General features: G+C 72.1%; 16 protein-coding genes. 9 read left to right on the top strand and 7 right to left on the bottom strand.

What is annotated here, in order from left to right:
- Positions 1–3: 3 nt before the first annotated feature.
- Both AB0M35_RS03830 and cofC read right to left on the bottom strand, forming a co-directional pair.
- Complete coding sequence (locus AB0M35_RS03830; RefSeq protein ID WP_363741073.1) at positions 4–201, bottom strand: cold-shock protein; 198 nt, start codon at positions 199–201, stop codon at positions 4–6.
- 78 nt (positions 202–279) lie between these two features.
- Positions 280–909 carry a 2-phospho-L-lactate guanylyltransferase gene (cofC, locus tag AB0M35_RS03835; protein WP_363741075.1) on the bottom strand — a complete coding sequence of 210 codons (630 nt, stop codon included), beginning with the start codon at positions 907–909 and terminating at the stop codon, positions 280–282.
- A gap of 122 nt (positions 910–1031) precedes the next feature.
- Between cofC and AB0M35_RS03840 the strand changes: the two genes are divergently transcribed.
- The 5 genes from AB0M35_RS03840 to AB0M35_RS03860 all read left to right on the top strand — a co-directional run bounded on the left by AB0M35_RS03840 (position 1032) and on the right by AB0M35_RS03860 (position 5830).
- Entirely contained in the window at positions 1032–1769 is a 738-nt protein-coding gene (locus AB0M35_RS03840; RefSeq protein ID WP_363741077.1) for a lysophospholipid acyltransferase family protein, read from the top strand.
- Positions 1766–2764, top strand: a complete 999-nt coding sequence (locus tag AB0M35_RS03845) for an NAD(P)H-dependent glycerol-3-phosphate dehydrogenase (protein WP_363741079.1) — start codon at positions 1766–1768, stop codon at positions 2762–2764. Before AB0M35_RS03840 ends, AB0M35_RS03845 begins: the two co-directional genes overlap by 4 nt.
- Before the next feature lie 6 nt (positions 2765–2770).
- The gene (locus tag AB0M35_RS03850) at positions 2771–3928 is read left to right on the top strand and encodes a cystathionine gamma-lyase (RefSeq protein WP_363741081.1); all 1158 of its coding nucleotides are present in this window, start codon (positions 2771–2773) and stop codon (positions 3926–3928) included.
- Positions 3928–4716 (top strand): putative protein N(5)-glutamine methyltransferase, encoded by a 789-nt coding sequence (locus tag AB0M35_RS03855; RefSeq protein WP_363741083.1) that lies wholly within the window; start codon positions 3928–3930, stop codon positions 4714–4716. Before AB0M35_RS03850 ends, AB0M35_RS03855 begins: the two co-directional genes overlap by 1 nt.
- A gap of 67 nt (positions 4717–4783) precedes the next feature.
- Positions 4784–5830 carry an ROK family protein gene (locus AB0M35_RS03860; RefSeq protein ID WP_363741085.1) on the top strand — a complete coding sequence of 349 codons (1047 nt, stop codon included), beginning with the start codon at positions 4784–4786 and terminating at the stop codon, positions 5828–5830.
- Between the two features lie 74 nt (positions 5831–5904).
- Here the strand turns inward: AB0M35_RS03860 and AB0M35_RS03865 are convergent, their stop codons facing one another.
- Both AB0M35_RS03865 and AB0M35_RS03870 read right to left on the bottom strand, forming a co-directional pair.
- A complete protein-coding gene (locus tag AB0M35_RS03865; RefSeq protein ID WP_363741899.1) occupies positions 5905–6105 on the bottom strand; it encodes a DUF397 domain-containing protein in 201 nt (66 codons plus the stop codon).
- 3 nt (positions 6106–6108) lie between these two features.
- A complete protein-coding gene (locus tag AB0M35_RS03870; protein ID WP_363741087.1) occupies positions 6109–6954 on the bottom strand; it encodes a helix-turn-helix transcriptional regulator in 846 nt (281 codons plus the stop codon).
- A gap of 293 nt (positions 6955–7247) precedes the next feature.
- On the opposite strand from AB0M35_RS03870, the gene AB0M35_RS03875 reads away from it, so the two are divergent.
- The gene (locus AB0M35_RS03875; protein ID WP_363741902.1) at positions 7248–7484 is read left to right on the top strand and encodes a hypothetical protein; all 237 of its coding nucleotides are present in this window, start codon (positions 7248–7250) and stop codon (positions 7482–7484) included.
- Positions 7485–7629: 145 nt separating this feature from the next.
- On the top strand, positions 7630–8736 hold the full coding sequence (locus AB0M35_RS03880; RefSeq protein WP_363741089.1) for a D-alanine--D-alanine ligase family protein: 1107 nt from the start codon (positions 7630–7632) through the stop codon (positions 8734–8736).
- A 46-nt stretch (positions 8737–8782) separates the two neighbouring features.
- Here AB0M35_RS03880 and AB0M35_RS03885 read toward each other — a convergent pair whose 3' ends face one another.
- On the bottom strand, positions 8783–9397 hold the full coding sequence (locus AB0M35_RS03885; protein ID WP_363741905.1) for a DUF3515 family protein: 615 nt from the start codon (positions 9395–9397) through the stop codon (positions 8783–8785).
- 9 nt (positions 9398–9406) lie between these two features.
- Positions 9407–9640, bottom strand: a complete 234-nt coding sequence (locus tag AB0M35_RS03890; protein WP_088646044.1) for an Lrp/AsnC ligand binding domain-containing protein — start codon at positions 9638–9640, stop codon at positions 9407–9409.
- 123 nt (positions 9641–9763) lie between these two features.
- Here AB0M35_RS03890 and AB0M35_RS03895 point away from each other — a divergent pair, with 123 nt between their 5' ends.
- Positions 9764–10702: a thiamine-phosphate kinase gene (locus AB0M35_RS03895; protein WP_363741091.1), complete on the top strand. Its 939-nt coding sequence runs from the start codon at positions 9764–9766 to the stop codon at positions 10700–10702.
- A 79-nt stretch (positions 10703–10781) separates the two neighbouring features.
- Positions 10782–11249 (top strand): GNAT family N-acetyltransferase, encoded by a 468-nt coding sequence (locus AB0M35_RS03900; protein ID WP_363741093.1) that lies wholly within the window; start codon positions 10782–10784, stop codon positions 11247–11249.
- A 145-nt stretch (positions 11250–11394) separates the two neighbouring features.
- Here the strand turns inward: AB0M35_RS03900 and rpmB are convergent, their stop codons facing one another.
- On the bottom strand, positions 11395–11586 hold the full coding sequence (gene rpmB / locus AB0M35_RS03905) for a 50S ribosomal protein L28 (RefSeq protein WP_007075181.1): 192 nt from the start codon (positions 11584–11586) through the stop codon (positions 11395–11397).
- Positions 11587–11649: the final 63 nt, after the last annotated feature.

An 11649-nucleotide genomic window follows, 5' to 3' on the forward strand; every position in this document is an offset into this window, starting at 1 on the left:
ATGTCAGGGCATCGTCGGCAACGTCACCCGAACGACGCCACCGTCGGCGTCGGTTTCCACCCGGACCCGCTGACCGAGGCGGAGCAGCCGCAGCCCGGAGGCGTCGAACGCCCGGGCGGGGAAGGGCAACTCGGTGCCGTCGTCGAGCAGCAGCAGCCCGCTGCGGGTCGCCGCGTCGAAGGTCGCCACCGTGCCCTGCATGCCCAGCACCGTACACGCAGATCTGGCTCAGCCCGGCGCCAACCGGCGACGGGTGTGCTCGCCGGCAACCAGATGCGCTCAGCCGGTCAGGCAGCCGGCGGCCAGCGCCGCGGTGCGCGGGCCGAGCCCGAGCCGGGCCGCGGCCGCCAGGTCGTCGGCGGTGTCGACATCCCGACGCAGGCTGGGCCAGTCACCGGTCAACGGTCGAGCGCCACTGGCCGCGTGCGCTGCGGCCGAGCCGGGCCCGAACCGGGGATCCAGGGGTACTCCGGGCGGCGCCGCCAGCAGCACCGTGCCGGTACCCGGGGTGTCGCTGACGAATCGGCGTACGTCCGCCGGTCCGGTCCGGGCCGCCTCCAGGGCGGCGGCCAACTCGGCCGGACGCAGGGCGGGCAGATCGGCCGTAAGCCCGGCCACCCACCCGGCGACGCCGGCCGCGCCGTGCCGGAACGCGGCGTTCAGGCCGGCGTCCGGGGCGTCGGGCAGCACCCGCGCGCCGGCCAGCCGGGCCAGCGCGCTCACCCGGGGATCGTCGGTGACCACCCGGACCTCGACCACCCCGGAGCAGGCGCGCACCGCGTGCAGGGTGTCGGCGATCAGCGCCAGCGCCAGTTCCTCGTGCGGTACGCCCGGCACCCCGCCGCGCAGCCGAGTCTTCGCGGCGGTCAGGCGCTTGACCGGCACCACCACGGTCCATGGCTGACTCACACTGTCATCCTGCCAGCCTGGCACCGGTATCCTCACTGGCCGTACCAGGGGCGAGCAGGCATGATTTCGGCTGCGGGTGTCACCGGTTCCTCCGGTGGACGGGGCGGGCACGAGGAGGCACGGTGGGTCAGCGCAGGCTGGGGTTCTGGCAATGGTTAGCCGTGGTGCTGGTCAAGCCGGTGATGACGATCTGGACCCGGCGTACCTGGCGGGGGATGGAGCACCTCGGCAACGACGGTCCGCTGATCATCGTGGCGAACCACATGTCGCATGCCGACCCGCTCGTCGCCTCCCACTTCATCTACGACTCCGGGCGGTGGCCGCAGTTCCTGGGCAAGGCGAGCGTTTTCAAGGTTCCGGTGATCGGCTGGATCCTGCACCGGTGCAAGCAGATCCCCGTCGAGCGGGGGACGGTCGACGCGGTCAAGTCGCTGGACGCCCTGATCAAGGCGCTCGGCGAGGGTGACGCTGTGGTGATCTACCCGGAGGGCACCATCACCCGCGAACCGGACCTGTGGCCGATGAAGGGCAAGACCGGGGCCGCTCGGCTGGCTTTGGCGACCGGTGCCCCGGTGGTGCCGGTGGTGATGTGGGGGCCGGAGCGCATCTTCGACCCGCGTCGGGGGCGGCTCAACCCACGGCCCCGGATCCCGGTGACCGTGGTGGCCGGGCCGCCGATCGACCTGAGCCGCTGGGCCGGCGCCGCACCGAGCCGACAGGTGCTCGAGGAGATGACCGACGTGATCATGCTGCGGCTGCGGGACATGCTCGCCGAGATCCGGGGCGACACACCACCACCGCTGTGGCAGCGCGGTGGTCGGGCCAACGCCGAGCAGCGGCGCCCGGAGGCGACGGCGTGAGTGGGCACGTGGCGGTGCTGGGCGCCGGCTCCTGGGGTACGGCGTTCGCGAAGATCCTCGCCGACGCCGGGCGGGAGGTGACCATCTGGGCCCGGCGACAGCCGATCGCCGACATCATCCGTACCGAGCGACGCAACCCGGAGTACCTGCCCGGGGTGGTGCTGCCGGAGCGGATCACCGGCACCGGTGACGCCGTTGAGGCGCTCAAGGGCGCTGAGATGGTGGTGCTGGCGGTGCCGTCGCAGACGCTGCGGGGCAACCTCGCCGAGTGGGTCTCGCACCTGCACGCCGACGCCACGCTGGTGTCGCTGATGAAGGGCATCGAACTCGGCACCACCAAGCGGATGAGCGAGGTGATCGTGGAGACCGCGCGGGTGGCCGCGGACCGGGTGGTGGTCGTCTCCGGGCCCAACCTGGCGCCGGAGATCGCCGCCGAGCAGCCGGCCGCCACGGTGGTCGCGTGCACCGACTCCGACCGGGCCACCCTGGTGCAGCGGTCGATCACCACGCCGTACTTCCGGCCGTACACCAACGACGACGTGATCGGCTGCGAGCTGGGCGGCGCGGTGAAGAACGTGATCGCCCTGGCGTACGGCATCGCCACCGCGATGGGCTTCGGCCACAACACCCGGGCCATGCTGGTCACCCGAGGGCTGGCCGAGACCGCCCGGCTCGGGGTGGCCCTCGGCGCGGACCCGCTCACCTTCGCCGGCCTGGCCGGCATGGGTGATCTGGTGGCCTCCTGCTCGTCGCCGTCGGCGCGTAACCGCACCTTCGGTGAACACCTGGGCCGGGGCGCCACCCTGGAGGAGGCACGGGTGGCCACCCGGCAGACCGCCGAGGGGGTCAAGAGCGCGTTGGCCATCCGCGACCTGGCCCGCGCGCACGGTGTGGAGATGCCGATCACCGAGCAGGTCGAGCTGGTCTGCCACGAGGGCGTCGACCCGCGGGTGGCGGTACGCGCCCTGATGAGCCGTACCACGAAGCCGGAGTGAGCGCGGGTGGGCGAGTACGAGGTCCTTTCCGCTGAGCAGTACGAGCACCGCTCACCGGCCGGCGGTGACGGCACCCGGTGCGTGCGAGCCGGCCTGCCCGACCCCGTACCGGGACAGCCCTTCCTGCCGGGGCCGGTCTTCGCCGCGCCGTACCATCTCGATCCCCGACACGGGCCGGAGGCGGCGCCGAACGGGTACGGACGCCCGGACAACCCCACCCGCCGGCTGCTGGAGGCGGCGATCGGTGACCTGGAGGGCGGCGAGTGCCGGGTCTTCGCCAGCGGCCAGGCGGCCATCACCGGGCTGTTGCTGGGGCTGCTGCGCGCCGGTGACGCGGTGGTACTGCCCGCCGACGGGTACTTCCCGGTCCGTGCGTTCGCCACCGACACGCTGGCCGGCAACGGCGTACGGGTACTGCTGGCGCCGACCGTCGGGCCGTACCCGTCCTTCGACGGGGTACGCCTGGTGCTGGTGGAGACGCCGGCCAACCCGGGACTGGACGTGGTCGACCTGCCCGCGCTGGCCGAGCGGGTGCACGCCGCCGGTGCCCTGCTGGCGGTGGACAACACCACCGCGACCCCGCTCGGGCAGCGCCCGTTGGATCTCGGCGCGGACCTGGTGGTCGCCTCCGGCACCAAGGCGTTGACCGGGCACTCCGATCTGCTGCTGGGCTACCTGGCCACCCGGTCACCGGAACTGGTGGAGCGGTTCACCGCCTGGCGTACGGCCACCGGGGCGGTGCCCGGGGCGTTCGACGCCTGGCTGGCGCACCGCTCGCTGGCCACCCTCGACCTGCGCCTGGCCCGGCAGAGTGCCAACGCCGAGGCCCTCGCCCGGCTGCTGGCGGCCCGCGCCGACGTGTCCGGGCTGCGCTGGCCGGGCCTGCCGGACGATCCGGCGTACCCGGTGGCCTCGCGTCAGCTGCGCCGGATGCCGGGGGTGCTCTCCTTCGATCTGGGCAGCGCCGAGCGGGTCGCCCGATTCCTCGACGCGGCCCGGCTGGTCTCGGCGGCCACCTCCTTCGGCGGGCTGCACACCACCGCCGACCGGCGCGCCCAGTGGGGTGACGACACCACGCCGGGTTTCGTCCGGCTCTCCTGCGGGGTGGAGGACACCGTGGACCTGACCGCCGACGTGTCGGCCGCGCTGGACGCCACGGCTTGATGACGGCCGTCTCCCCGGCGCTACGGGCCGCCACGGTCGACCGGTTGCGCCGGGCCGGCTGTGTCTGGGCCGAGGAAGAGGCCGGACTCCTCGTCGAGGCGGCCGACAGCCCACAGACGTTCACGGTACTGGTCGACCGGCGGGTCGCCGGGGAGCCGCTGGAGCATCTGCTCGGCTGGGCGGAGTTCTGCGGCGAGCGGATCACCGTCCTGCCCGGGGTCTTCGTGCCCCGGACGCGTACGGCTCTGCTGGTGGCGGCGGCCGTGGCGGTGACCGGCCCGGCGGCGCGGGTGGTCGAGCTGTGTTGCGGCTCGGGCGCGATCACCCGGTCCCTGGCGCGTCGACTCCGCGATCCGCGACTGCTGGCCGCGGTGGACCTGGACCCGACCGCAGTGGCCTGTGCCCGGCACAACCTCGCCGAGCTGTCCGTACCGGTCTTCGCCGGTGACCTGTTCGGCGCGCTGCCGACGGCGTGGTGCGGCGGCCTGGACCTGGTGGTGGCGAACGCGCCGTACGTGCCGACGGCGGCGTTGGACCTGCTGCCGGCCGAGTCACGCCGGTACGAGGCGCCGGTGGCGCTCGACGGTGGGCCGGACGGGTTGGCGGTGCTGCGCCGGCTCGCCGGCGACGCGACGCGCTGGCTCGCGCCGGGCGGACATCTGGTGGTGGAGGTCGGTGAGACGCAGGTCGACCTGTTTGCGGCGGTGTTGACGGCGGCTGGACTGGTCCCGGCGACGGTTCGCGACGAATCCCTGGCCGCCACGGCGATGACGGCCCGACGGCCGTAGGCATGGCGGGTCGAGGGATCGAGAACTAGCCTCACGTCAGACCGGGACGGTGGGAGGCGGTTGACGGGTGGCTGGCACAACGGTGGTCGTGGGGATCGACAACGGCGGTACGAGCAACAACGCCACCGTGCTCACGGTCGATGGGCAGTTCCTGGTCGATCAGCTCGTGGAGACGCCCAGCGAGGTACGCGCCGGGCCGCAGGCCGCCGTCGAGGCGATGGCCCGTTCCTTCGACGGCGTCCTTGCCCTGACCGGGGTGTCCCGCGATCAGGTCCGCGCGATCGGGCTGGACACGCCCGGTCCGGCCAGCGCCACCGGGGTGATCTCGTCGAAGGGGTCGACGAACTTCTCCCAGCCGGCGTGGCGTGGCCACGACATCCGGGGTGCCCTGGAACGCCGGCTCGGGTTGCCGGTGGTCTACCACAACGACGGCAACGCCGCCGCGCTCTACGCCCACCATGTCCACTTCGGAGCCGACGCGATGCACCGTTCGTCGGTGTCGGCGATCGTGGGCACCGGGCTGGGCGGCGGTCTGGTGGAGAACGGCCGGGTGATCGCCGGTGCGGCGGGGATGGCCGGTGAACTGGGGCACGTGCACATTCCGCTGACGAACGTGCTGGCAGCGGGGCAGCCGGTGCCGACCTGCGCCTGCGGCTTCGTCGGTGACGTGGAGTCCGTCGCCTCGCTGACCGCGATCGAGCGCAACCTGCTGCCGTACTGGCTCACCCGGTTTCCGGATCACCCGCTGGCCGCTGAGCCTTTGGCGCGGGCGGCGAAGCTGGTCCGTGGCTACGGCGAGCGGGGCGACGAGCTGGCGCGGGAGATCTTCGCCCAGCAGGCGAGAGCGCTCGGGGCGTTGTTCACCATCGCGGCCAACTTCACCGACCCGCATGCGTACTTCGTCGGTGGTGGGGTGGTGGAGACCGTCCCCGAGTTCCGTGACTGGTTCCTGGCGACCGTACGCGAGCACACCGTGCTGCGGGCCGAGCAGGCCGCGCTGGCCACCTTCGCGCTGGTGCCGGAGCGGGACATGGCCGGGGCCCGGGGTGCCGCTCTCGCCGCCCTGGCGGCGGTCCGCGCCCTGCCGGCACCTGCGCCGCTGGTCGGCAACTGATCGCCTCGGGCGGGCTGACCGGGCCGGCGGTGCCCTTACCGGCCCGGTCAGCGGCTATGGGTTCCCCCGAGGGGTCAGCGTGCCGGTGGTGCCTCGGCGAAGGCGGTCCAGGCGGACGGTGCGAAGGTCAGCAGCGGGCCGTCCGGGTCCTTGGAGTCGCGTACGGCCACCGTGCCGGGCGCGGCCGCCACCTCCACGCAGGCGCCCTCGTCGCCGCTGTGGCTGCTCTTGCGCCATCCGGCCTCCGCCCTGGCGGCGTTGGTCGTCGGTGTCATCATCTACCGTCCTTTCAGGATCTTGACAAGTTCGTCGCGACTGGCCGTGGGGCTGAGCGCGACGGTCCGCAGGTGTTCCATGATCTTGGTACAGGTTCGCAGGTCGCCGGGCCGGTCGAGAATCATCTGCCCGGCGACCGTCTCCACCGAGGCGATGATCGGATCCTCCGGGTCGGCGAACTCGAGAATGTGCAGGGAACCCCGCGTGCCCCGGTGGTAACCGGCGACCAGCGGGATCAGCTGCACGGTGATGTTCGGCAGCTCGCTCATCTTGAGCAGGTGGCGCAACTGCCCCTGCATCGCGGTCTCGTCGCCGACCGGGCGCAGTAGTGCGGCCTCGTCGAGGATCGCGTCGAAGATCGGTGGCTCGTCACCGGTGAGTCGTTGCTGTCGGTCCAGTCGCAGGTGGACCCGCTCCTCGACCTCGTTGTCGCTGAGGGTGTGCGGGCCGCCCCGCATCACGCCCCGGATGTAGTCGGCGGTCTGCAACAGCCCTGGCACCACCGACGGTTCGAAGTTGGCGATGCCGGTGGCCTCGGCCTCCAGCGCGATGAAGTCGATGGTGCGTCGGTCGAGCAGGTACGAGTAGGACACCCACCAACCGGGCTTACGCGCGTCCTTGGCCAGTGCCACGGCCGCCGCGACCTCGTCGGCGCCGACCCCGTAGAGGGTGAGCAGCGCGCGTACGGTGGCCGGGCTCACCAGGGTCTGCGCGTTCTCGTAGCGGGACAGCGTGCTGCGGGTGCTGTTGATCTCGTCGGCCGCGACTTCGAGGGTGAGGCCGGCGGCCTCACGGTGGTGGCGCAGGGCGATGCCCAGCCGTCGGGCACGTGCGGTCTTCGGAGCCATGCATCGATGGTCGCATGTATTTGGGACTGTGTACATGAGAAAACGTCGGTGAGAGTTGCATTCATGGTTGTGATGGTGTCAGGCTGTTAGGGCGTCCTCACCACCGGTTGTCGTGGCGACGGTGGTGGTGAGCGACCGGAGGGGATGGGGCGCGCGGCGGTCGGGTTATTCCCCCGTACCCGGCCGCCGCGTGCCGCGCCGTTGGTCGGGGCACGGAAGGGGAGCGACGTGCGCAGAGACTGTCGGGCAACCTCGTGGCCACGACGGGCCCGGCCGACCGGCGACGCGCGGCGATGACCCGGTTCCTGGTCGTGCTGACCGACGTCCGTCCCTGCGAGGGTGGCGGTCGCAACGAGCGCATCGCGCCCGAACGGCGTCGCCAGGTGGTCGGCGCGAGCAGCCGGGAGGCGGCCGAACGGATCGCCGGCGCGTTCATGGCGTTGGGCATGGTGCGGGCCGGTCGGCAGCGGGTCAAGGTGATCGCGATCGGACGGAGACGTGCCTTCGGGGAGCGTGACCTGGCCAGCTGACGCCGCCCGATCACGCACCGTGTAGTGACCGTTGACCGAATGCGGCCAGCTTGTCTTCCCGTAGGGTATCGACTACCCGCCCCCGCCACGCACAGTAAGGTCATCCGGGAGAGCGCCAGCAGTGCGTCCCGGAAAGGTGACCGCAGTGACCACCCCAGGCAAGACCCGCGTGGCGATCGTCTTCGGCGGCCGCAGCCCGGAACATGGCATCTCCTGCGTCAGCGCCGGCAGCGTGCTCGGCGCACTCGACCCCGACGAGTACGAAGTGGTGCCGGTCGGCATCACCCGCGCTGGCCAGTGGGTATTGACCAGCGGCGACCCCGTCGAGCTGGCGATCAACTCACGTCGACTGCCGGAGATCACCGCCGATTCCGGCGCCGACATCGTGTTGCGGGCCGACCCGACCGGCAGCGGCCTGCTGGTGCTCGACCCGACCGATGGTCCCCAGGCACTGGCCAACGTGGACGTGGTGTTTCCGGTGCTGCACGGCGCCTACGGCGAGGACGGCACCATCCAGGGCATGCTGGAGATGGCCGGCATCCCGTACGTGGGGGCGAAGGTGTTCGCCTCGGCTGCGGCGATGGACAAGGAGTTCACCAAGAAACTCTGCGCCGCCGAGGGCATCCCGGTCGGTCCGTACGCGGTGCTGCGTAGCGGCATGACGTTGAGCGAGGAGGACAAGCAGCGCCTCGGCCTGCCGGTCTTCGTCAAGCCCTCGCGGGCCGGATCGTCGTTCGGGGTCAGCAAGGTCACTGACTGGGCGGACCTGGAGGCGGCGGTCGCCACCGCCCGGGAGATCGACAGCAAGGTGCTGGTCGAGGGCGCGATCGTCGGCCGGGAGATCGAGTGCGGCGTGCTGGAAGGCGAGGCCGGCGGGATGCCCGAGGCGTCGGTGCTGGCCGAGGTGCGGCTGGTCGGCGACTACGACTTCTACGACTTCGAGGCCAAGTACATCGACGCCGAGTCGGCCTGCGAGTACGACGTCCCGGCCGACCTGCCCGACCGGGTCGCCCGGCAGGTACGCGATTACGCCGTGCGGGCCTTCACCGCGCTGGACTGCGCCGGACTGGCCCGGGCCGACTTCTTCGTCACCCCGGAGCTGGACGTCTACCTCAACGAGCTCAACACGATGCCCGGTTTCACCCCGACGTCGATGTTCCCCCGGATGTGGGCGGCCTCCGGCCTGGAGTACCCGAAGCTGGTCGACCGGCTTGTCCGCACCGCGCTGACCCGAGGCCCGGGACAGTACTGACCGGCCGGCGTCGGGCCCGCCCGACGTGGACCGCCTACGACCGGGTTCAGGAAGTGCAGCCGGACGGGACCGGGCCCGCCGAGGGAACCGAGGCGACGATGGTCCTGGCGACCGGGGCGGCCCACTGCAACGCCTCGCCGTAGAAGTGCGGCACCCGTACGGTCACCGCGGTCTCCCGATCGAGCGTGGTCAGCACCGTGGCGTCGGCCTCCTCCACCGCGTGCCAGCACACCGCGTTGACCAGGTAGATGTGGTCGGTGGGCGTCACCTCGGGCTCGGCGCCACCACAGGCCACCGTCAGCGCCGGGTCACCGTACGCGGCGTTCTGCTCCGGCCCGGCGGTCACCGATCGCTGCGGCAGGTCGCGGATCGAGGTGGGCAGCTGCGACAACAGGGCGCGGCAGACGGTCGCCGGCCGTTCGGCCAGCGCCGGGGCGGCCATCTCGACCGGAGCGGTGGCCTGCGGCCGAGCCGAGGTCGGCGAGGGCTCCGGCGTGGCGGTCGAGTTGTCCGGGGCGAGATTGACGAAGGCCAGGGCGCCCACCAGGAGGGCGACCGGCAGGGCCACGGCCGTGGCGACCAGCGCGGCGGTGCGGCTGGTGCGGTCGGGTGCCGGCGCGGCGTCCTTCTCGCGCGTGGTCTCGGCGGGAGATTCGGCGATCCTGCCCACTTACAGCCGCACCACCGAACATGTGAGGGTGCGGGTGATGCCGGGCACCATCTGCACGTTGCTGACGATGAGTTTGCCGAGCTCGTCGACGGTGTTCGCCTCGGTGAGCACGACCACGTCGTACGGCCCGGTCACCGCGTCGACCCGGACCACGCCGGCGAGATCCGCGATGAGACCGGCCACGTCACGCGCCCGGCCGACCTCTGTCTGGATGAGGATGTACGCCTGTACCACGACTCGACCTCCCTCCGTCGCCGCCTGCCAGGCGGCCTGAAGGGAGAAAGTACCTTACGGAGCAGGTGTGATCCCTATCGGTGGTCAAGGAGAAGCGGTGAGCGAGCGTAGCGGAGCGGCGGCGTGAGTGTCGCGGGGGTCGGGGAGTTCGGCCTGATCGACCGGGTCACCGCCCGGTTGTCGTACGGGTCGACGGTGCTGCTCGGCCCCGGTGACGACGCGGCGGTGGTCGCCGCGCCGGATGCCCGGGTCGTCGCCTCGACCGACGTACTGGTGGACGGGCGGCACTTCCGCCGGGACTGGGCCGGGGCGCACGATATCGGCCGCCGGGCGGCGGCGGCCAACCTCGCCGACGTGGTGGCGATGGGGGCGGACCCGACGGCCCTGCTGGTGGCGCTCTGCGTGCCGGTCGACGTCGAGACCGGCTGGGTCGAGCAACTCGCCGACGGGCTCGGTGCCGAGGCGGCCGGGGTCGGTGCCAGCGTGGTCGGTGGGGACATGTCGGCCAGTCCCACCCTGACCATCGCGGTCACCGCGCTGGGCGATCTGGCCGGCCGGTCGCCGGTCACCCGAGCCGGCGCCCGAGCCGGCGACCTGGTGGCCTTGGCCGGGCGCACCGGTTACGCGGCGGCCGGGTTCACCGTGCTCTCCCGTGGATTCCGTACGCCCCGACTGCTGGTCGAGGCGTACCGGCGACCGGAGGTGCCGTACGCGGCCGGTCCGCTGGCCGCCCGGCTCGGCGCCACCGCCATGATCGACGTCTCGGACGGGCTGCTGGCCGATCTCGGACACGTGGCGAAGGCCAGCGGGGTGGCCATCGACCTGAGCCGGGACGCCTTCGAGGTGCCGCCGCAGATGCGCGACGCGGGTCAGGCACTCGGCGTCGACCCGTACGCCTGGTTGCTGGCCGGTGGCGACGACCACGCGCTGGCCGCGACCTTCCCGCCGGAGACGGTGCTGCCCGACGAGTGGCGCCCGGTCGGCCGGGTCGCCGAGGGTCGTGGCGTGACGGTGGAGGGCCGTCCGTTCGACGGCCCGACCGGCTGGGACCATTTCCGCTGAGTGAGGGGTCGGTCACTGCCGTACGCGGCCGGCCCAGGTCGGCGGGGGTGATGGGCCGCTGCGGTCGTACGCTTCATTCGTGCAGGAAATCGAGATCCACGCGGTGCCGTTCGACTCACCCGTGGCCCAGCGGCTGATCACCTCCGCGTTGGCCGACCTGGGCGCCCGGTACGGCGGCAACGGCGACGAGACGCCGGTCGACGCCGGCGAGTTCACGCCGCCGCACGGCAGCTTCCTGGTCGCGCATCTCGACGGGCAGCCGGTCGGCTGCGGCGGTTGGCGCAGCCACGGCAGCGACGGCGACACGGCCGAGTTGAAGCGGATGTACACCGCACCGCAGGCCCGTGGACGCGGGGTGGCCCGTACGGTGCTGGCCGCCATCGAACGCTCCGCCCGTGAGCAGGGCCGCAAGCGGATCATCCTGGAGTGCGGCGACCGGCAGCCCGAGGCGATCGCGATGTACACCTCGGCCGGCTACGAGCGCATCCCCAACTTCGGCTACTACGCCGACGAGCCCGGCTGCCTGTCCTTCGGTCGCACCCTCTGAGCTTGAAAGGAAGGGCCCCTTCTTAACGCCTCCGGTAGAGGAAGGGCCCCCTTTTAACGAGCACGTCCGTATGAGGACGCGAAATGCCGGCGGGTCCCAGTGGGGCCCGCCGGCAGTGCAGTTCTTGGGTACCGGTGCTACCGCGTCAGGCGCGGGTGACCTTGCCCGCCTTGATGCAGGACGTGCAGACCTTCAGCTTCTTGGTCGTGCCGCCACCGGCCGGGGTACGCACCGACTGGATGTTCGGGTTCCAGCGGCGGTTGGTCCGCCGGTGCGAGTGGGACACGTTGTGGCCGAAGCCCGGTCCCTTGCCACAGACGTCGCACACGCTAGCCACGGGATACTCCTGGGATTGAAACGTTCATGAGGTCGCCGCCAGGCGCTGCCCGGGCAACCTGGC

This window comes from Micromonospora sp. NPDC051196 (assembly GCF_040682415.1).
Taxonomy (GTDB): domain Bacteria; phylum Actinomycetota; class Actinomycetes; order Mycobacteriales; family Micromonosporaceae; genus Micromonospora.